General features: G+C 65.4%; 21 protein-coding genes. 18 read left to right on the top strand and 3 right to left on the bottom strand.

All coding sequences use genetic code 11. From position 1 onward, the window contains the following. Nucleotides 1-134: 134 nt before the first annotated feature. Genes J5X93_RS01905 through J5X93_RS01825 form a run of 17 tightly spaced genes read left to right on the top strand, consistent with a single transcriptional unit; the run spans nt 135 to nt 14,969 of the window. Nucleotides 135-851 carry a beta-ketoacyl synthase chain length factor gene (locus J5X93_RS01905; protein ID WP_250034338.1) on the top strand — a complete coding sequence of 239 codons (717 nt, stop codon included), beginning with the start codon at nt 135-137 and terminating at the stop codon, nt 849-851. After that, nucleotides 827-1,645, top strand: a complete 819-nt coding sequence (locus J5X93_RS01900; protein WP_043212502.1) for a lysophospholipid acyltransferase family protein — start codon at nt 827-829, stop codon at nt 1,643-1,645. The genes J5X93_RS01905 and J5X93_RS01900 overlap by 25 nt, the downstream gene beginning before the upstream one ends. Next, nucleotides 1,614-1,886, top strand: coding sequence for a phosphopantetheine-binding protein (locus tag J5X93_RS01895; RefSeq protein ID WP_043212500.1), 273 nt, complete (start codon nt 1,614-1,616; stop codon nt 1,884-1,886). Before J5X93_RS01900 ends, J5X93_RS01895 begins: the two co-directional genes overlap by 32 nt. A gap of 9 nt (nt 1,887-1,895) precedes the next feature. Next, nucleotides 1,896-2,150: an acyl carrier protein gene (locus J5X93_RS01890; RefSeq protein ID WP_070091934.1), complete on the top strand. Its 255-nt coding sequence runs from the start codon at nt 1,896-1,898 to the stop codon at nt 2,148-2,150. After that, nucleotides 2,147-2,692, top strand: coding sequence for a COG4648 family protein (locus tag J5X93_RS01885; RefSeq protein WP_090343318.1), 546 nt, complete (start codon nt 2,147-2,149; stop codon nt 2,690-2,692). Before J5X93_RS01890 ends, J5X93_RS01885 begins: the two co-directional genes overlap by 4 nt. Continuing rightward, entirely contained in the window at nt 2,689-4,368 is a 1,680-nt protein-coding gene (locus J5X93_RS01880) for an ApeI family dehydratase (protein ID WP_250034335.1), read from the top strand. The genes J5X93_RS01885 and J5X93_RS01880 overlap by 4 nt, the downstream gene beginning before the upstream one ends. Beyond that, a complete protein-coding gene (locus J5X93_RS01875; RefSeq protein WP_090343324.1) occupies nt 4,361-5,095 on the top strand; it encodes a glycosyltransferase family 2 protein in 735 nt (244 codons plus the stop codon). Before J5X93_RS01880 ends, J5X93_RS01875 begins: the two co-directional genes overlap by 8 nt. After that, nucleotides 5,092-6,030: a lysophospholipid acyltransferase family protein gene (locus tag J5X93_RS01870; RefSeq protein ID WP_250034333.1), complete on the top strand. Its 939-nt coding sequence runs from the start codon at nt 5,092-5,094 to the stop codon at nt 6,028-6,030. The genes J5X93_RS01875 and J5X93_RS01870 overlap by 4 nt, the downstream gene beginning before the upstream one ends. Next, nucleotides 6,011-7,555: an HAL/PAL/TAL family ammonia-lyase gene (locus J5X93_RS01865; protein WP_197852710.1), complete on the top strand. Its 1,545-nt coding sequence runs from the start codon at nt 6,011-6,013 to the stop codon at nt 7,553-7,555. The genes J5X93_RS01870 and J5X93_RS01865 overlap by 20 nt, the downstream gene beginning before the upstream one ends. Further along, the gene (locus tag J5X93_RS01860; RefSeq protein ID WP_043208556.1) at nt 7,548-7,973 is read left to right on the top strand and encodes an acyl-CoA thioesterase; all 426 of its coding nucleotides are present in this window, start codon (nt 7,548-7,550) and stop codon (nt 7,971-7,973) included. Before J5X93_RS01865 ends, J5X93_RS01860 begins: the two co-directional genes overlap by 8 nt. Next, a complete protein-coding gene (locus J5X93_RS01855; RefSeq protein WP_043208558.1) occupies nt 7,970-8,572 on the top strand; it encodes an outer membrane lipoprotein carrier protein LolA in 603 nt (200 codons plus the stop codon). The genes J5X93_RS01860 and J5X93_RS01855 overlap by 4 nt, the downstream gene beginning before the upstream one ends. Before the next feature lie 7 nt (nt 8,573-8,579). Continuing rightward, a complete protein-coding gene (locus J5X93_RS01850) occupies nt 8,580-10,883 on the top strand; it encodes an MMPL family transporter (RefSeq protein ID WP_434968412.1) in 2,304 nt (767 codons plus the stop codon). Continuing rightward, entirely contained in the window at nt 10,880-11,365 is a 486-nt protein-coding gene (locus J5X93_RS01845) for a DUF3261 domain-containing protein (protein ID WP_102081439.1), read from the top strand. The genes J5X93_RS01850 and J5X93_RS01845 overlap by 4 nt, the downstream gene beginning before the upstream one ends. Beyond that, nucleotides 11,362-12,555 carry a beta-ketoacyl-[acyl-carrier-protein] synthase family protein gene (locus J5X93_RS01840; protein ID WP_090343337.1) on the top strand — a complete coding sequence of 398 codons (1,194 nt, stop codon included), beginning with the start codon at nt 11,362-11,364 and terminating at the stop codon, nt 12,553-12,555. Before J5X93_RS01845 ends, J5X93_RS01840 begins: the two co-directional genes overlap by 4 nt. Next, nucleotides 12,552-13,022, top strand: a complete 471-nt coding sequence (locus J5X93_RS01835) for a hotdog family protein (protein WP_043208565.1) — start codon at nt 12,552-12,554, stop codon at nt 13,020-13,022. Before J5X93_RS01840 ends, J5X93_RS01835 begins: the two co-directional genes overlap by 4 nt. Then, the gene (gene fabG / locus J5X93_RS01830) at nt 13,015-13,743 is read left to right on the top strand and encodes a 3-oxoacyl-ACP reductase FabG (RefSeq protein WP_250034330.1); all 729 of its coding nucleotides are present in this window, start codon (nt 13,015-13,017) and stop codon (nt 13,741-13,743) included. The genes J5X93_RS01835 and fabG overlap by 8 nt, the downstream gene beginning before the upstream one ends. Beyond that, nucleotides 13,743-14,969 carry a beta-ketoacyl-ACP synthase gene (locus tag J5X93_RS01825; protein ID WP_250034329.1) on the top strand — a complete coding sequence of 409 codons (1,227 nt, stop codon included), beginning with the start codon at nt 13,743-13,745 and terminating at the stop codon, nt 14,967-14,969. The genes fabG and J5X93_RS01825 overlap by 1 nt, the downstream gene beginning before the upstream one ends. A 64-nt stretch (nt 14,970-15,033) precedes the next feature. Here the strand turns inward: J5X93_RS01825 and J5X93_RS01820 are convergent, their stop codons facing one another. Beyond that, nucleotides 15,034-15,927, bottom strand: a complete 894-nt coding sequence (locus tag J5X93_RS01820) for a LysR family transcriptional regulator (RefSeq protein ID WP_250034328.1) — start codon at nt 15,925-15,927, stop codon at nt 15,034-15,036. Nucleotides 15,928-16,049: 122 nt separating this feature from the next. On the opposite strand from J5X93_RS01820, the gene J5X93_RS01815 reads away from it, so the two are divergent. After that, entirely contained in the window at nt 16,050-17,294 is a 1,245-nt protein-coding gene (locus J5X93_RS01815; RefSeq protein ID WP_434968322.1) for an MFS transporter, read from the top strand. Nucleotides 17,295-17,415: 121 nt separating this feature from the next. On the opposite strand, the gene hemE is transcribed toward J5X93_RS01815, so the two are convergent. After that, on the bottom strand, nt 17,416-18,480 hold the full coding sequence (gene hemE, locus J5X93_RS01810) for a uroporphyrinogen decarboxylase (protein ID WP_043208573.1): 1,065 nt from the start codon (nt 18,478-18,480) through the stop codon (nt 17,416-17,418). Between the two features lie 238 nt (nt 18,481-18,718). After that, nucleotides 18,719-20,137, bottom strand: coding sequence for a glutamate synthase small subunit GltD family protein (locus tag J5X93_RS01805; RefSeq protein WP_250034327.1), 1,419 nt, complete (start codon nt 20,135-20,137; stop codon nt 18,719-18,721). Nucleotides 20,138-20,209 lie beyond the last annotated feature (72 nt).

Raw genomic sequence — 20,209 nt, 5'->3', positions numbered from 1 at the left:
ATTGTCCAAGGCGTATTTGCTAGCGGTCCCCTGCACCGGGATAATGCGCGCCACTCGGCGAGTGTGAATCCCTCAGGCCGCTCCGAGCCACTCCGACGCCAAAGGTCGCCCGCAGGGCGGGAAACAAGCACATCGTGATCACTTTCAACATCAGCCAATGGCGCGCCTGGGCCCCCGGTCTGCACACGCCTGCCGACTGGCGTGCCTGGGCCAACGGTGAGTCCGTGTCGCCAGGCGACAGCCAGGTGCCGGACGTGTCCTTCCTTCCGGCCTTGCAGCGCCGGCGCCTGAGCCCGTTGGCACGCATGGCGTTCGCTGTCGGCTGGCCGCTTGCCGAGGGGTACGAATCGCTGCCGCTGGTGTACGTCTCGCGCCATGGTGAAACCCCGCGCACCTTCTCCATCCTCAGCGACCTCGCCCAGGGCGAGCCGCTCTCGCCCACCCAGTTCAGCCTCTCGGTGCACAATGCGGTGATCGGCCTGTGGTCGATCCTGCGTGGGCAGAGCTGCGAAATGACCGCCCTGGCCGCGGCCGACGACGGATTCGAACATGGCCTCGTCGAGGCGGCCGGCCTGCTCCATGAAGGCGCGCCGGCCGTATTGCTGATCGTTGCCGAAGAACTGCCGCCAGCGGCTTATGCGCCCTGGATCAGCGACGTACCGCTCTCCTATGCCCTAGGGCTGCTATTGACCCCTGGCGAGCAATGGCAGTTGGACCTGACCCCAGGCAGCGAAGCCGTCCCTGGCAACTTGCCCCACGCCTTGGGCTGGCTGCGCGCCCTGCTGACCGACCAGTCCAGGCTCACCCACCCAGGAAAGCAACGCTCATGGAACTGGCAACGGCTCGCGTGAACAAGCCACGGGATGCCTACCCCTGGCGCCTGGTGGCGACCGCACTGAGCTTTGCCCTGTTCGGTGTGGGCAGCCTGTGCCTGCGCGTGTTGGTGTTTCCGCTGCTCGCCTGCCTGCCCGGTGGCGTCGAACGCCACCAGCAACGCGCCCGCCGAACCATCGGCTGGCTGTTCTGGCGGTTCATACGTTTCATGCGGGTCAGCGGCGTGCTCACCTACGAGGTCGTCGGAGCCGAGGGTCTGGGCCGTCCGGGGCAGCTCATCATCGCCAATCATCCATCGCTGATCGACGTGGTGTTTCTAATCGGCCTGGCCCGCAACGCCAATTGCGTGGTCAAGCAGAGCCTGTTCGACAACCCCTTCACCCGCGGCCCGGTGCGCGAGGCACGCTACATCGGCAACGATGGCAGCGTGCAGATGCTCGAAACCGCCGCCGACACCCTGCGCCAGGGACAGCCGCTGATCATCTTCCCCGAGGGCACCCGCACACCGCCCGGCCAGGCCCCGGCCTTTCATCGCGGTGCCGCCGCGATCGCCTTGCGCGGTGCGAAAATCATTACACCCGTGACCATCAGCGTCAGCCCCAGCACCCTGACCAAACATGAGCCCTGGTACCGCATTCCGCGCCGACGCGTGCATTTTCGTCTACATGTCGGTGCCGATATCGACCCCGCCTCGTTCGCTGCGCTGGGCCCGGCACCGGTGGCCTCTCGACGCCTCAACGATTACCTGCATCAGTATTTCATCAAGGAGCTCGCCGAAGATGAGCGATCCACAGCAAGACCTGCACCGTGATATCAAGCAATTGATCATCGACGCCCTGGGGCTGGAAGACATCGACGTCCAGGACATCGATGACCAACAACCTCTGTTCGGCGAGGGCCTGGGCCTGGACTCGGTGGACGCCCTGGAGCTCGGCCTGGCCTTGCAGAAACGTTTCGGGATCAAGATCGACGCCGACGCCAAGGACACCCGCTCCCATTTCACCAATATCGCCACCCTGGCAGCATTCGTCACTGCCCGTCAGGCCGCCTGAGACCGCACCATGCAAAACCGCGAAGACATCTTCAACCTCCTGCGCAACGCCCTCGTCGAGCTGTTCGAGCTCGACCCGGCCAGCATCAGCCTGGAGTCCCACCTGTACCAGGATCTGGAAATCGATAGCATCGATGCCATCGACCTGATCGATCACATCAAGCGCCAGACCGGCAAGAAGATCACCGCCGAGGACTTCAAGTCGGTGCGCACCGTCAATGACGTGGTCGAAGCGGTCTTCCGCCTGGTCAACACCGCAGCATGAAACGCCTGTTCGGCCTCGCTCTGGTCATCGCCGGGGTGCTTTATCCCTTCGCCGTGTACTTCGGCCTGGCCCGGTTCGCACCCTGGCAGTTCGCCTTGCTGCTCGCTGCCCTTTGGCTGGCCCGCGCCGTTGGCACGGCGCGCAGGCCAGGCGACCTGGGGATGACCGCCGTGGCCCTGGCGTTCTGCGCTGTGCTGGCCTTGAGTGACAGCGCGCAGTTGCTGCGCTGGTACCCGGTACTGGTCAATGCGTTCATGTTGGCCCTGTTCGCCTCGAGCCTGAAGTACGGCCCGCCCGTCGTCGAGCGCATGGCACGCCTGCGCGAACCTGACCTGCCGCCTGCGGCCGTCGCCTATACGCGGCGCGTGACGCAGGTTTGGAGTCTGTTTTTCGTGATCAATGGCGTGATCGCCGCCGGGCTCACGCTCTGGGCGCCACTGACCTGGTGGACGCTGTACAACGGCCTGATCGCGTACCTGGCGATGGGCGTGCTGTTCGCTGCCGAATGGCTGACACGACACCATGTGCGAGGACGCTCATGAACTGGATCGATCCCGAGCACCTGTTGCGCCCACTGACGACCGCGCGCCCAGTGACCCTGGAGCCGCCCCTGGACCACGAAGGGCTGCGAAATGCCGCCCTGGGCCTGGCCGCGGGCCTGCAGCAGCGGGGCGTGCGCCGTCTGGCGGTGCATCTGGAAGACGCCGCCGACCTGGCCATCGCGCTATTGGGTGCCTGGCGCGCAGGCGTCCAGGTCCTGCTGCCCGCCGACCTGCAGCCCCAGACCCGGCTGCGCTGGAACGACCAGGTCGACCTGTGGCTCACTGATCAGCCCGGCGACCTCGACCTGGCGTCGCTGCAAACTTCCCCGCTGGCGCCGGTCGACCTCGATCCGGACCAATGCCGCATCGGCCTGTGCACCTCGGGCTCGAGCGGCGAACCCAAGCTCATCGGCAAGACCCTGCGCCAGCTGGCCAACGAGGTACGCGCCCTGGAGCAGCAATGGGGCACCGCGTTGGGCGACGCCTGGATCATCGGCAGTGTCGCCTCGCAGCACATCTATGGGCTGCTGTTCCGCGTGCTCTGGCCGCTGTGCGCCGGGCGCGGCTTCCTGCGGCGTCAGGTGCCGTTCCCTGAAGACCTGCAACGCGCCAGCCTGGCCCAGCCAGCCTTTGCCTGGGTCGCCAGCCCCGCCCTGCTCAAGCGCATGGGCGACAATCTGGACTGGACGGCCCTGGCCAAGGTGCGCTGCGTGTTCTCATCGGGCGGCGAACTGCCCGGCGATGCCGCGCAGCGCTTGCAGCAGCGCCTGGGGCAACGGCCGGTGGAAATCCTCGGCAGCTCCGAGACAGGCGGCATCGCCTGGCGCCAAGGGGAGCAGCGCTGGTCGCCCTTCGCAGGCGTGGTCTTGAGCCTGTCGGCCGAGGGTGCCCTGTGCGTGAGCTCGCCCTACCTGCCCGAGGGGCACGTGGAACACACCGCCGATGCAGCGCACATCGAGGCCGACGGACGCGTACGCCTGCTCGGGCGGCTGGACCGGATCGTCAAGCTCGAAGAGAAACGCATCGCCCTGCCCAGGCTGGAGCAAGCCCTGTGCACCCATGCCTGGGTCAGCGAGGCGCGTTTGGGCATGGTCGAGCAAGGCCGTGCCTTCCTCGGCGTCTTGCTGGTACTCACCCCTCTTGGGCTGCACCAATTGCGCAACCATGGGCGGCGTGCCCTGATCGAGGCGCTACGCGAGCACCTGGCCCAGCACTGCGAAGCCGTGGCCCTGCCCCGGCGCTGGCGCCTGGTGCGCCAACTGCCGCTCAATGCCCAGGGCAAGCTGCCCCAGGCGCAGATCCAGGCCCTGCTGGCAGCGCCCAGGAGTAATGCGCCGGAGGTCCTCGATACCCTGCAGGACGCCCATCAGTTGCGCGTGAAACTGGCAGTACCAGCGGATCTGGCCTGCTTCACCGGCCACTTTCCAAGCACCCCTATTCTGCCGGGTGTGGTGCAGATCGACTGGGCCATGGACCTCGCCGCGCCGCTGATTCCCAGCGGGCATCGGTTTGCCGGCATGGAAGTGCTGAAGTTCCAGCAACTGGTCCGCCCCGGAGACGAGATCGAGCTGACGCTTCGTTTCGACGCCGAGCGCGGCAAGCTCTATTTCACCTACGCCAACGGCGAGCAGGCCTGTTCCAGTGGCCGCATCCTCCTGGAGCACGCCGGTGCATAATCCCTGTGCGGTCATTCCGGTGTACAACCATGAGCGCGCCGTGCCCACGGTGGTCGCCGAGTTGTTGCGTGCCGGGCTGCCCTGCATTCTCGTGGACGATGCCAGTCACCCTGGTTGTGCCCAGGTGCTGCGCGAGCTGGCGCAGCAGCCGCAGACATTCCTCGTTCGCCTGGACCTGAACCAGGGCAAGGGCGGCGCGGTGATGACCGGCTTGCGCGAGGCCGCGCGGCTGGGGTTCAGCCATGCCCTGCAAGTGGACGCCGATGGCCAGCACGACCTGACAGCGGTCGGGGACTTCCTGGCGCTGTCGCGTGCCCAGCCCCAGGCGCTGGTGTGCGGTTATCCACAGTACGACGCCAGTGTCCCGAAGGGCCGGCTCTACGCCCGCTACCTGACCCACGTGTGGGTCTGGATCAACACCTTGTCCCTGGCCATTCCGGACTCCATGTGCGGCTTTCGTGTCTATCCCCTGCCGCCGACCCTGGCGCTGATCGACTCGGTGCGCCTGGGCCGGCGCATGGATTTCGACACCGAAATCCTGGTGCGCCTGTCGTGGCGTGGGCAACCGATGCGCTGGCTGCCGACCCGGGTGCACTACCCCGCCGACGGCGTCTCGCATTTTCGTCTGCTCCATGACAACGTTCTGATTTCGCGCATGCACGCCAGATTGTGTGTCGGCATGCTCCTGCGTGCGCCGATGATCCTCTGGCGCAGGTGGCGTCGATGAGCGACCGATCGCAGCATTGGGCGGCGCAACGTGAACGCGGCAGTTTCTGGTTGATGAAACTCACCGCCGTGCTGGCGCGCCTGCTCGGTCGTCGTCTGCTCAGCCCCTTGATCCATGCCATCGTGCTGTACTTCTTCCTGTTCGGTCGCAAGGCCCGGCGCAGTGCCTGGCAATACCAGCAGCGTTTGTGGCAATGCAGTGGTGGCCGAACTCCGCCGCCCAATCACTGGCGAGTGTTTCGCCAGTTCATGGCCTTTGCAGAAGCCCTATTGGACAAACTCGATGCCTGGAACGGCAGGCTGCGCCTGGAAGACATCGAGATCCGCGACACCAGCGAACTGCGCCAGCAACTGCGCGGCGCACGTGGGCAATTGCTGGTGGGCGCGCACCTGGGCAACCTGGAGGTGTGCCGAGCCCTTGCCGAACTGGGAGAGCGGGTGCGCATGAACGTGCTGGTGCACACCCGCCACGCCGAACGCTTCAACCGTCTGCTCGGCGAGGCCGGCGCCAGCCACCTGCGGCTGATCCAGGTCAGCGAGCTGGACCCGGCGATCATGCTGCAGCTCTCCGAGCGCCTGGAGCGCGGCGAATGGCTCGCAATTGCCGGCGACCGCATCCCCTTGCATGGCGCCCGTACGGTCGAGGTGGACTTCCTCGGCTATCCGGCGGCCTTTCCCCAGGGCCCTTGGCTGCTGGCCGGCCTTTTGAAGTGTCCCGTCAACCTGCTGTTTTGTCTCAAGCAGGACGGGCGCTACCGGATCACCCTGGAGCCCTTTGCCGAGCAACTGCACTGGCGCCGCGAGCAGCGCCAGCAGGTGATCGCCCAATGGGCCGGTCGCTATGCCGCCCGCCTGGGCCATTATTGCCAGCAGGCGCCGGACCAATGGTTCAACTTCTACCCTTTCTGGAGCGACGATGACGACGCATCCGCATGAGTCCGTGACCTTCGGCGAAGCGCCGTTGGCCATCGAGGACATCCTTGCCCTCAGCCAACGCCACGCCCGCCCCTTGCTGCAGGCCGACGCCGAGTACCGGGAGCGCATCGCCCGCGGCGCACGTTTTCTCGATACTCTGCTGCACAAGGAAGGGGTGATCTACGGCGTCACCACCGGTTACGGCGACTCCTGCGTGGTGGCCGTGCCCCTGGAGCACGTCGAGGCCCTGCCGCGCCACCTGTACACCTTCCATGGCTGCGGCCTGGGACAGTTGCTCGATGCGCCCGCCACCCGTGCGGTGCTGGCGGCGCGTCTGCGCTCGCTGAGCCATGGCATGTCTGGCGTGCGCCTGGAGCTGCTGGAGCGCCTGCGCGATTTTCTCGCCCACGACATCCTGCCGCTGATTCCCGAAGAAGGCTCGGTGGGCGCCAGCGGCGATCTGACGCCGCTCTCCTACGTCGCCGCCGCGCTCTCGGGCGAGCGTGACGTGATGTACCAGGGCGTGCGCCGCAGCAGCGCGGACGTGCACCGCGAACTGGGCTGGCAGCCACTGGTGCTACGCCCCAAGGAAGCCCTGGCGCTGATGAACGGTACCGCCGTGATGACTGGTCTGGCTTGCCTGGCCTATGCCCGTGCCGACTATCTGCTGCATCTGGCAACGCGCATCACTGCGCTGAACGTCATCGCCCTGCAAGGCAACCCCGAGCACTTCGACGAACGCCTGTTCGCCGCCAAGCCGCACCCAGGCCAGAACCAAGTCGCGGCCTGGCTGCGCCAGGACCTGGCCCTCGACGCCCCAGCCGCCCCCCTGCACCGCCTGCAGGACCGCTATTCGCTGCGTTGCGCGCCGCATGTGCTGGGCGTTCTGGCCGACAGCCTGGGCTGGCTGCGCAGCTTCATCGAGACCGAACTCAACAGTGCCAACGACAACCCCATCATCGATGGCGATGCCGAGCGGGTGCTGCACGGCGGGCATTTCTATGGCGGGCACATCGCCTTTGCCATGGACAGCCTCAAGACCTTGGTGGCCAACGTCGCCGACCTACTCGACCGCCAGCTCGCCCTGCTGGTGGACACCCGCTACAACCATGGCCTGCCCAGCAACCTCTCCGGGGCCCAGGCCGACCGGGCCATGCTCAACCATGGTTTCAAAGCCGTGCAGATCGGCGCCAGCGCCTGGACCGCCGAGGCGCTCAAGCAAACGATGCCGGCCAGCGTGTTCTCGCGCTCCACCGAATGCCACAATCAGGACAAAGTCAGCATGGGCACCATCGCCGCCCGGGACGCGCTGCGCGTTCTGCAACTGACCGAACAGGTCGCCGCCGCTACCTTGCTGGCCGCTAACCAGGGCGTCTGGCTGCGCGGCCGCCAAGCCGTTACCGCCCCGCTGCCGCCTGCCCTTGCGCAGATGCACCAGGCGTTGCTGGCGGACTTCGCCCCGGTCACCGAAGACCGCGCCCTGGAACACGAACTGCGGCTGTGCCTGACGCGCATCGGCGAACGCCATTGGAGGCTGCATGCGTAACCCCGGCGTGTTCCATGTCGACAGTGAGATCGTCGTGCCCTTCTTCGACGTGGACAGCATGCACGTGGTCTGGCACGGCCATTACGTGAAATACCTCGAAGTCGCCCGCTGCGCGCTGCTCGAACGCCTCGGGCAAGACTATCGGCGCATGCAGGCCAGCGGCTACATGTGGCCGGTGATCGACTTGCAGTTGCGCTATATCCGTGGCGCCACCTTCGGCCAACGCCTGAAGGTCCGCGCCAGTCTGGTGGAATGGGAAAGCCGCCTGAAAATCCACTACCTGATCAGCGACGCAGACACCGGTGAACGCATGACCCGCGCCAGCACCGTACAGGTCGCGGTGCACATCGAGAGCGGCGAAATGCAGTTGGCCTCGCCCCAGGTGATGCTCGATGCCGTAGCCAAGGTGCTGCCATGAACCGCTTGCACCGCTTGCTGGCGGTATTGCTGATGCTGCTTTCAAGCCCGATGGCGATGGCCTTCGACCTGGCCGACTTGCAAAAGCAGTTGAGCGCGCCAGCGGTGGTCAGCGGCAACTTCGTGCAGGAGAAACACCTGCGTGCCCTGGCGCAACCGCTGACGAGCCAGGGCCGCTTCGTCCTGGCACGCGACCATGGCTTGCTCTGGCTATTGCGCACCCCGCTGCGTCAGGACTACCGCATCGACGCAAGCGGCATCGCCCGTCGTGATCCGGGTGGCTGGCAACCGCTGCCCAGCCAGAGCGCCGGAGCACAGCAGAACCGTTTGTTCTTCGCGGTCCTGCAAGGCGACAGCAGCGGCCTGCAACGGGACTTCGAGCTGAGCCTGAGCGGTGACGCCGAGCATTGGCAACTGCGCCTGACGCCGCGCTCGATGTTGCTCAAGCAGATCTTCACCCGCATCGATATCACCGGCGGGCGTTTCGTCGAACGCATCGTGCTGGCCGAAACCCAGGGCGACAGCACGGTCCTGCGCATGCAGGACAGCCGCGGTGCCAGCGCCTTGAGCGACTCGGAGCGTCGTGACTTTGCCGATTGAACGCCTGATGCCGCGCCTGTTTCTCGCCCTGTTGCTGGCCATGCTCGCGCTCGCGGCCTGGCAGTGGCACCGCGGTGCGCCCCTGTCCTCCGACCTGATGACCCTGGTGCCTGGCGCGCCCCAGGACCCGCTGGTGCAACGCGCCGAACAACGCATGCAGGCGCCGCTGAACCGCGAAATGCTGGTGCTGGTTGGCCACCCTGATCGCCAGCAAGCCCTTGCCCTGGCCGAGGGCCTGGCCACCCGGTGGCAGGCCAGCGGCCTGTTCGAGAAGGTGCAGTGGAACCTGCACACCGACCTGCAGGCGGTGCGTGCGCAGCTCCTGCGAGGCCGCCTGGCGATGCTCTCGGCCGCTGACCGGCAGCAACTGGCCGAACAGCCCGACGCCTTCATCGAGCAACGCGTCCAGAGCCTGGTCGACCCCTTTGCGGGCTTGAGCCTGGTCTCGAGCCAGGACGACTGGCTGGGCCTGAGCGGACGCATCCAGGCCAGCCAGCCCAGGCCCGCCAATGTCCAGCTCGACACCGCCAGCGGCGCGCTGGTGGCCGAAGCGGACGGCAAGCATTGGGTGCTGCTGCGCGCGCGCACCGTGGGCAACGCCTTCGACCTGAACTTGCCCTTGCAAGTAGAGGCGTTGCTCGCCCAGGCCCGTCGGCAGGCCGACCAGGCAGGCGCCCAGCTGCTGGCGGCCAGCGGCCTGCTGCACGCCGCCGCCGGTCAACGCCAGGCCAGCCGGGAGATCACCTGGGTGGGCGGCGGGGCAACCGTGGGCATTTTCCTGCTGCTGTTGCTGGCCCTGCGGCGCTGGCGCGCGCTGCTGGCGTTCGTTCCGGTGGCGGTCGGCATGCTGTTCGGCTCGGTGGCCTGCGTCGCGCTGTTCGGCCAGATGCACGTGATGACCCTGGTGCTCGGGGCCAGCCTGATCGGCGTGGCGGTGGACTACCCGCTGCACTACCTGTCCAAGGGCTGGAGCTTGCGCCCCTGGCACAGCTGGACGGCGCTGCGCCTGACCTTGCCCGGCATGACCTTGAGCCTTGCGACCAGTTGCATCGGCTACCTGGCCCTGGCCTTCACGCCGTTCCCGGCATTGACCCAGATCGCGGCGTTTTCCGCCGCAGGCTTGCTGGGTGCCTACCTGTGCGCCGTCTGCCTATTGCCTGCGCTGTTGCAGCACATGGACCTGCGTCCTTCCCCCTGGCCGCTGCGCGTGGCCCAGGCCCTGACCGACCTGCGCGAGCGCCTGCTGCGCAAAGTGCCCAGCGTCATGCTGCTCGGTCTGTTGCTGGTGTTCTGTGTGGCCGGGTTGTGGCAGTTGCAAAGCCGCAACGACATCCGCCAGTGGATCAGCGCCCCACCGCAACTGCTCGAACAAGCCCAGGCCGTGGCGCGCATCACTGGCTACCAGCCGACCAGCCAGTTCTTCCTGGTGCGTGCCGATGACCAGAGTCAATTGCTCGACCGCTTGCAGACGCTGAGCGGCAAGCTCGATGAGTTGGTCGACCTGGGCAAGCTCAAGGGCTACCTGTCCCTTAGCCAGTTGGTGACCAGCCCAGCGACGCAGCAGCAAGTGCGCAACGCCCTGCTGCAGTTGCCTGGGCATTGGCAGCCATTGCTGGCCCTTGGTGTGCCCGAGCAGGCCTTGCAGACGGAGATCGCTCAACTGCAGACATTGGCACCGCTGTCGATCGACGAGGCCCTGCAGGGGCCGCTGGGCGAAGCCTGGCGGCCCTTGTGGCTGGGCCAGGACGGCCAAGGCGTGGCGGCGATCGTCAGCCTGCAGGGCCACGCAGATGTCTCGCTGTTGCGCCTGCAGGCACAGGACCTGCCCGGCGTACACTTGGTCGATCGCCTAGGCGAGCTCAACCAGCTGTTCACCGCCACTCAGGTCAGTGCCGCCGAACTCAAGTTGCTGTCTTGCGCGTTGATAGCGATGGTGCTGATGCTGCCGTTCGGCCTGCGCAGCGCCCTGCGCATCGTCGCCCTGCCGCTGCTCGCGGCGTTGTGCAGCCTGGCGAGTCTTGGTTGGCTGGGACAACCGCTGACCCTGTTCAGCCTGTTTGGCCTGCTGCTGGTGACCGCCATCGGCGTGGACTATGCAATCCTGATGCATGAGCGCGTCGGCGGCAGTGCCGTCAGCCTGCTGGGTACCTTGCTGGCAGCACTCACCACGTGGCTGTCGTTCGGTTTGCTGGCGCTTTCCAGCACCCCGGCAGTGAGTCATTTCGGCATGGCCGTGAGCCTGGGCCTGGTGTTCAGTTTTCTCCTGGCGCCCTGGGCCGGCGCCAACGATGGAGGGCCTCGGCAACCATGAAACATCTGTGGATTCTGCTGGCCTGCCTGCTGCTCGGCGCCTGCACCGGTCGAGCCCCCCTGCCTGAGCGGCTGCCGGAGTTGCAGTTGCCTCGTCAGTTGCATGTACAACGCGAACAGGATGGCCAGCGCCAGGACTGGCTGCTGGTGATCCAGCGAGAGGAGGGCCGCTTGCGCTGGTCGTTGCTCGATCTGATGGGCATTCCCCAGGCGCGCCAACTGTTCGACGGCCGTCAATGGCACGCAGACGGTCTGCTGCCCCCCAACCCGGCTGCCCGCGAACTGTTCGCCGCCGTGCTCTTCGCGCTTACCCCAGAGGCCCAACTGAGGCAGCTCTATCCCGGTGCCCTCCAGCGCGGACAGCAGCGTTCGCTACAGACGCGTTGGCAGGTGGACTACCAAGACCCGGATGATTTCACCTTGAACCTCGGCCAGGGCCTGCGTTATCTAGTCACCCCCTTGCCCAGCGAGAACACGCCATGACCGCCTTCCTCGACGCCCTGGGCCTGGTCTGCGCCCTCGGCCACGGCCAAGCCCAGGTTGCCCGCGCACTGTTTGCCGGCGACTGCGGCGGCATGCAGCCGCAAGAGGGTTGGGTAGCCGGACGCCGTCTGCCCGTCGGGGCCGTGCCAGGCCCTCTGCCCGAGCTGCCATTGCCCGGTCACCAAAGCCGTAACAACCAATTGCTCTATAGCGCGGCACTGCAAATCGAGCCTGCCATTCGCCACGCCATCGAACGCCACGGCCCACAGCGCGTGGGCGTGGTGCTGGGCACCAGCACTTCGGGGATCGCCGAAGGCAGCGACGGCGTCGCGCAGTACGTGCGCACCGGCCGCTTCCCGGATAGCTACGACTACGCTCAACAAGCCCTCGGCGCACCGGCCACATTCCTGGCCGCATGGCTGCAACTGTCAGGCCCGGCCTATGTGTTGTCGACCGCATGCACCTCCAGTGCCCGAGCGTTGCTCAGTGCCCGCCGCCTGCTCGACCTGGGTCTGTGCGATGCCGTGCTGTGCGGAGGCGTGGATACCTTGTGTGGCCTGACGCTCAACGGCTTCAGCGCGCTGGAGGCCGTCAGCGCCGAGCGCTGCAATCCCTTCTCGGCCAACCGCGACGGTATCAACATCGGCGAGGGCGCAGCCCTGTTTCTCATGACCCGCCAACGCGCAGGCGACGGGCCAGGCATCGCCCTTCTCGGCGCAGGCGCAAGCTGCGATGCGTTTCATATCTCAGCACCAGAGCCCACCGGCAAGGGCGCCTTGCAGGCCATGGGCAAAGCACTGGACAATGCCGGCCTAACGCCTGCACAGATCGACTACCTGAACCTGCACGGCACCGCCACCGTCCACAACGACGCCATGGAGAGCCTCGCCGTGCACGGTCTGTTCGGCGATCGCGTGCCCTGCTCCTCCAGCAAGCCCATGACCGGCCATACCCTGGGGGCCGCCGGCGCCTTGGAAGCGGCGTTCTGTTGGCTTGCCCTGAGCCGGCACAACCCAGAGGGCCTGTTGCCGCCTCATGTCTGGGATGGCCAGCGCGACCCCCGGTTGCCGGCCCTGAACCTGGTCGATGGCAGCCAACGCCTGCCTCCGCAGGGGCCGCGCCGCCTGATGAGCAACTCGTTCGCCTTCGGTGGCAACAATGTCAGCCTGATTCTCGGAGACGCCCCATGAACACCTGGCCACTGTCCGAACTGCTGCCGCATGCCGCAGATATGATCCTCATCGACCGCATCGACAGCTGCGACGACGAACAGATCCATACCCGTGCAACGGTCCGCCCGGGCGGTCAGTTCAACCGCGCCGACGGCAGCCTGCCCGCCTGGCTGGGCCTGGAGCTGATGGCCCAGAGCGTGGCCGCCTATGCTGGGTACCAGGCTCGCCGCGCCGGGCGTGCGGTGGAAATGGGCTTTCTGTTGGGTACCCGTCGCTTCGAATGCGATGTGGCGCAGTTCCCGGCCGGCGCCGAGCTGCGCATCCATGCCCTGCGATCGCTTGAAGACGAGAGCGGCATGGGCGTGTTCGAATGTCACCTGCGCGGTGAGGGTATCCATGCCAGCGCGCGCCTGAACGTCTACCGTCCGCCCCAGGCCACTGGCTACCTGGCCGAAGCGGCACCCGAGGAAACACCCCATGACTGACACTATCCTGGTCACCGGCTCCAGCCGCGGTATCGGCCGCGCCATTGCCCTGCGCCTGGCACGCGCAGGCTTCGACCTGGTGCTGCATTGCCGCAGCGGCCGCGACGCGGCCGAGGCGGTCGCCGAACAGGTGCGTGGGCTGGGGCGTCAGGCGCGGATCCTGCATTTCGACGTCGCCGACCGGGCGGCCTGCGCCCGCATCCTGGGCGAGGACGTCGAAGCTCACGGGGCCTACTATGGAGTGGTGTGCAATGCCGGACTGACCCGCGATGGCGCATTCCCTGCGTTGAGTGAAGACGACTGGGACCAGGTCATGCGGACCAACCTGGACGGCTTCTACAACGTCCTGCACCCGCTCATGATGCCCATGATCCGCCGCCGCGCACCTGGTCGCATCGTCTGCATCACTTCAGTATCCGGCCTGATCGGCAACCGCGGCCAGGTCAACTACAGCGCCTCCAAGGCGGGCGTGATCGGTGCCGCCAAGGCTCTGGCCATCGAGCTGGGCAAGCGCCGCATCACGGTCAACTGCGTGGCCCCGGGGCTGATCGACACCGACATGCTCGATGAACAGGTACCGGTCGATGAACTGCTCAAGATGATTCCTGCCCAACGTATGGGGACCCCGGAGGAAGTGGCCGGCGCGGTCAATTTCCTGATGTCGGACGAAGCGGCCTACATCACCCGCCAAGTACTGGCCGTCAACGGAGGGCTATGCTGATGCGTCGCGTTGTGGTCACCGGCATGGCCGGCATCACTGCCCTGGGCAGCGACTGGGACAGCATTGCCCGGCAATTCGCCGCCAATCGCAGTGGTATCCGGCGCATGGACGAGTGGGACCGCTTCGAAGAACTCAATACTCGCCTGGCCGGCCCTGTGGATGACTTCCAAGTGCCAGGGCACTGGACACGCAAGCAACTGCGCAGCATGGGACGCGTGTCACGGCTGGCGGTCGCCGCAGCCGAACGCGCCCTGGCCGATGCCGGGCTGCTGGACGCCCCGAGCATCCGCGATGGACGCATGGGCGTGGCTTGCGGGTCATCGATCGGCAGCACCGAAGAGATCAAGGCCTTCGGCAACATGTTGCTCAATTCAAAGGCCGACGGGCTCAATGCCAACTCCTACGTGCGCATGATGCCGCACACCACAGCCGCCAACATCAGCATTTTCTTCGGGCTGACCGGGCGCCTGATCCCGACATCCAGCGCCTGCACCAGCGGCAGCCAGGGTATCGGTTATGCCTATGAAGCAATCAAGTTCGGGCGCCTGCCGCTGATGCTGGCCGGCGGTGCCGAGGAGCTGTGCCCCAGCGAGGCGATGGTGTTCGATGCCCTGTACGCGACCAGCCTTAAGAATGACACCCCCACCCTGACGCCGCGCCCCTATGACCGCGCACGCGATGGGCTGGTGGTGGGTGAAGGCGCCGGCATGCTGGTACTGGAAGAGCTGGAGCATGCATTGGCCCGGGGCGCGCATATCCACGCCGAGATCGTAGGGTTTGGCAGCAACGCCGACGGCCAGCACATCACCCGCCCGGAGCAGGTGACCATGCGCCGGGCGATGGAACTGGCGCTCGAAGATGCCGGCCTGCCCGTCGAGGCCATTGGCTACGTCAACGGCCATGGCACTGCCACCGAACAAGGCGACATCGCCGAGACCCTGGCCACCCACGCGCTGTTCGGCCCGCGCATGCCGATCAGTTCCCAGAAAAGCTTCCTTGGCCACACATTGGGTGCCTGCGGCGCACTTGAGTCCTGGTTCAGCATCGAGATGATGAATCGCGACCAGTACGTGCACACCCTGAACCTCGATGACATCGACCCTCGCTGCGCCGAGCTGGATTACCTGCGCGGGGGCATGCGCGCCATGAGCCACGAGCATGTGATGAACAACAACTTTGCCTTCGGCGGCGTGAACACCTCGTTGATCTTCCGGCGCTGGCGCTGAGGCTTGCACGGATTCCTCGGGGAGCGGGTTTACCCGCGAACAGCACCGCAGACCGCATTCATCCTCAATCCAGTACCTGCTGCGTCAACAACTCGGCAAAGGCACGGGCCATGGCCGATCCGCCGAGCTGGCGCTGGACAAGCCATACCGCCGTGATCGCGCCCTCGTCCAGCAATGTGCGATAGACCACCCCGTCGATGCGCATGCGCTGGAACGACGCCGGCAATACCGACACCCCCAACCCCGCCGACACCAACCCGATGATGGTCATCGCCTCCCCTGCCTCCTGGGCAAAATGCGGGCTGAACCCAGCCTGGCGCGCCAGGCTCAGTAACTGCGCATGCAGGCCACTGCCGTAGCTACGCGGAAAGAACACGAAGGGCTCATGGGCCAAGGCTTCCATATACAGCCCCTGCTCATTGCCCTGGGCCAGCGGATGAGAGGCATTGATCACCGCCACCAGCGGCTCGCTGAACAACTCGGTGGCGACCAACCCCTCCGGCAAGGGCAACGGCCGCATCAGGCCGACTTCGATGGACTCGTTGAACACCGCCTCGGCCACATCCCGACTGCTCATCTCCCGAAGGCTCAGGTGTACCGCCGGAAACCGCTGGCGGAACGCATGCAATGCTTTGGGGATTTTTGACGTGAAGGGGGCCGATGAGGTGAAGCCGATCTTCATTTCGCCCAACTCGCCCAACTGCGCCCGCCGGGCGACATCGGCAGCCTTCTCCACCTGCGCCAGGACCTGACGCGCCTCTTCGAGAAACAAGCGCCCGGCCTCGCTCAGTTCCACCCGCCGATTGGTGCGCTCGAACAGGCGCGCGCCAAGCTCCTGCTCCAGGGCCTGGATCTGCTGACTCAAAGGTGGTTGGGAAATCCCCAGTTGCTGGGCCGCGCGTCCAAAATGCAGTTCTTCAGCCACGGCGATGAAATACCGCAAATGGCGCAGTTCCATGAAGCCTCCGAATCAGTCGCAGAACCTATTAAACAGGTCGAACAATATATTGGATCTAATCATTAGCCAGCTATATGCTTTTTTCCATCGCAACGCCGGCCCGCGCCCCGAGGTACCCTGCCGTGAAATCCGCCGTCGCCCCGCTATCCCTTGAGCCTGACCGCGTCCTGAACGACGCTTGGATAGAGAAAGGCACCCCCGCCTTCATGAAGACCGTACTGGCCTTGTTCAGCGGCGGCTTCGCCACCTTTGCCTTGCTCTACTGCGTGCAGCCGATGATGCCGTTGTTGTCGCGGGAGTTTTCCATCAATGCGGCGCAGAGCAGTCTGGTGCTCTCGGTCTCCACCGCCACACTGGCCTTCGGCTTGCTGGTCACAGGGCCAATCTCGGACCGCATCGGGCGCAAGCCGGTCATGGTATTCGCCCTGCTGTGCGCGGCGCTTGCGACGCTGGCCAGCGCAGTGATGCCTAGCTGGGAGCTGGTGCTCGCTACCCGCGCCTTGGTCGGCCTGTCACTGAGCGGCCTGGCGGCCGTGGCGATGACCTACCTGAGCGAAGAGATCCACCCGCAACACATCGGTCTGGCCATGGGCCTGTACATCGGCGGCAATGCCATTGGCGGCATGAGCGGTCGGTTGATCACGGGCGTGCTGATCGACTTCGTCAGCTGGCACACGGCAATGCTGGCCATCGGCGGCTTGGCGTTGATGGCGGCGCTGGTGTTCTGGAAGGTATTGCCCGAGTCGCGTAACTTCCGCTCCCAGCCGCTGAATCCGCGCAGCCTGTTGGATGGCTTCGTCATGCACTTCAAGGACGCCGGGCTGCCTTGGCTGTTCCTCGAAGCCTTCCTGCTGATGGGTGCATTCGTCACGCTGTTCAACTACATCGGCTATCGCCTGCTGGCCGAGCCCTACCACATGAACCAAGCCTTGGTCGGCCTGCTCTCGGTGGTGTACCTCTCAGGTATCTACAGCTCCGCGCAGGTCGGCGCCCTGGCCGACAGGTTGGGTCGGCGCAAGGTGTTCTGGGCGAGTATCGTGGTGATGGCCGCGGGGCTGCTGATGACCCTGGCCAGCCCGCTGGTGATCGTGATCCTGGGCATGCTGGTGTTCACCTTCGGCTTTTTCGGCGCCCACTCGGTGGCCAGCAGCTGGATAGGACGCCGGGCGCTCAAGGCCAAGGGCCAGGCTTCGTCGCTGTACCTGTTCAGCTACTACGCAGGTTCGAGCATCGCCGGCACCGCCGGTGGCGTGTTCTGGCACCAGGCCGGCTGGAACGGCATCGGCCTGTTCATCGGCAGCCTGTTGGTCGTGGCGTTGCTGGTGGCCCTGCATTTGAGCCGGTTGCCTTCCAAGAGCCCTGCCTGAAACCGCGCAAACCGGCTCCAGCGCCAATTCGACCCTGGCCTGGAGCTGTTCGGCCTTGCGACGACTGCAAGGCAGCCGCTGGCACACCTGCATCAGCAGATGCAGGCGGCCATACTCGAACTCAAGCGTGGTATTGCGCCGACAGCTCGTGCACGGCGTTGATGAACGCACCGGCGTGTTCCGGGTCGACTTCAGGCGTAATGCCATGGCCCAGGTTGAACACATGACCGCTGCCATGGCCATAGCTTGCCAGGATCCGCGCCACTTCCTTGCGGATGGCTTCGGGCTTGGCATACAGCACAGTCGGGTCCATGTTGCCCTGCAGAGCGACCTTGTCACCGACCCGGCGACGGGCATCGCCGATCTCGCAGGTCCAGTCCAGGCCCAAGGCGTCGGCGCCGGCCTCGGCGATGCTTTCCAGCCACAGGCCGCCGTTTTTGGTGAACAGGATAACGGGCACCTTGCGCCCTTCGTGCTCGCGGATCAGGCCGCTGACGATCTTGCGCATGTAGGCCAGGGAGAATTCCTGGTAGGCCGCCGCCGACAGGTTGCCGCCCCAGGTGTCGAAGATCTGCACGGCCTGGGCGCCGGCCTGGATCTGGCCGTTGAGATAGCTGGTGACCGACTGGGCGAGCTTGTCCAGCAGCAGATGCAGAGCCTGGGGATTGTCGTAGAGCATGGCTTTGGTCTTGCGGAAGTCCTTGGACGAACCGCCTTCGACCATGTAGGTGGCCAAGGTCCAAGGGCTGCCGGAGAAGCCGATCAGCGGTACGCGGCCGTTGAGCTCACGGCGGATGGTGCTGACGGCATCCATCACGTAGCCAAGGTCTTTGTGCGGATCTGGGATCGGCAGCGCTTCGATGTCGGCCGGGGTGCTGATGACCTTCTTGAAGCGAGGGCCTTCGCCGGTCTCGAAGTACAGGCCTTGGCCCATGGCATCGGGGATGGTGAGGATGTCCGAGAAGAGGATCGCCGCGTCCAGCGGGTAGCGGTCCAGCGGCTGCAAGGTGACCTCGCAGGCGAACTGCGGGTTCATGCACAGGCTCATGAAGTCCCCCGCTTTGGCGCGGCTGGCGCGGTACTCCGGGAGGTAGCGACCGGCCTGGCGCATCATCCAGACCGGGGTGACGTCTACGGGTTGCTTGAGCAGTGCACGCAGGAAACGATCGTTCTTCAGGGCAGTCATGTCGGCATCCAGCAAAAAAGTGCGGGCATTTTCTCAGACGCCGACACAAAAGGCACGGCCAAGGCCATGCGTTTTGTCTATTGAGTGCCGTAGATCAAGCATTTTTGTATACAAAAATGCTTCCGGGGCGGCCTTTCGTCGCCCAGGTCCACACATCTCACACCCTTATCGAGACCTTGCTGTACCTGTGGGAGCGGCTTTGGCCGAGATAGGGCTGCAAAGCAGCCCCACTGACGGATCAGACGCCGAGATAGTCAAGAATGCCTTCAGCTGCAGTGCGGCCTTCGAAGATCGCCGTCACCACCAGATCCGAACCGCGCACCATGTCGCCACCGGCGAACACTTTCGGGTTGCTGGTCTGGTGTTTGAACTTGGCCTTCTCCGGTGCCACCACGCGGCCCTGGCTGTCGGTCTGGATGTCGAACTGCTCGAACCACGGCGCCGGGCTCGGACGGAAGCCGAACGCGATCACGACGGCATCGGCCGGCAAGATTTCCTCGGAGCCTGGAATCGGCTCAGGGCTACGACGGCCACGGGCATCCGGCTCGCCAAGACGGGTCTCGACCACCTTCACGCCTTCGACTTTGTCCTCGCCGACGATGGCGATGGGCTGACGGTTATAGAGGAACTTCACGCCCTCTTCCTTGGCGTTCTTCACCTCGCGGCGCGAACCCGGCATGTTGGCCTCGTCGCGGCGATAGGCGCAGGTCACCGATTTGGCACCTTGGCGGATCGAGGTGCGGTTGCAGTCCATCGCGGTGTCGCCACCGCCAAGCACCACCACCTTCTTGCCCTGCATGTCGACAAAGTCTTCCGGCGACTTCTCGAAGCCCAGGTTGCGATTGACGTTGGCGATCAGGAAGTCCAGCGCGTCATGCACGCCCGGCAGGTCCTCGCCTGGGAAACCGCCCTTCATGTAGGTGTAGGTACCCATGCCCATGAACACTGCATCGTATTCGGCGAGCAGTTGTTCCATGGTGATGTCCTTGCCCACCTCGGTGTTCAGGCGGAACTCGATGCCCATGCCGGTGAAGACTTCGCGGCGACTGCTCAGCACGGTCTTTTCCAGCTTGAACTCGGGGATACCGAAGGTCAGCAGGCCACCGATTTCAGGGTTGCGGTCGAACACCACCGGAGTCACGCCCGCACGCACCAGCACGTCGGCGCAGCCCAGGCCCGCCGGGCCTGCACCGATGACTGCGACACGCTTGCCAGTCGGTTTGACCTTGGACATGTCCGGGCGCCAGCCCATGGCGAAGGCAGTGTCGGTGATGTACTTCTCCACTGAGCCGATGGTCACCGCGCCGAAGCCGTCGTTGAGGGTGCAGGCACCCTCGCACAGGCGGTCCTGCGGGCACACACGACCGCACACTTCAGGCAGGGTGTTGGTCTGGTGCGACAGCTCCGCCGCCGCCAGGATATTGCCTTCGGAGACCAGCTTCAGCCAGTTGGGGATGAAGTTGTGCACCGGGCACTTCCACTCGCAATACGGGTTGCCGCAACCCAGGCAACGGTGTGCCTGTTCGACCGACTGCTGGGGCTTGAAGGGTTCGTAGATCTCCACGAACTCCTTCTTGCGCTGGCGCAGCAGTTTTTTCTTAGGGTCCTTACGGCCCACTTCGATGAACTGGAAGTCGTTGTTCAGACGTTCAGCCATTTTTCAAAACCTCTTAACAGCAGCTGCAAGCTAAGCGCTGCAAGCCGCAAGACGATCACTTAAGCCGGGCGA

Source organism: Pseudomonas sp. BYT-1 (assembly GCF_023611805.1).
In the GTDB taxonomy this organism is placed as follows: Bacteria; Pseudomonadota; Gammaproteobacteria; order Pseudomonadales; family Pseudomonadaceae; genus Aquipseudomonas; species Aquipseudomonas guariconensis.
This window is presented reverse-complemented; position numbering and strand designations above follow the sequence as displayed.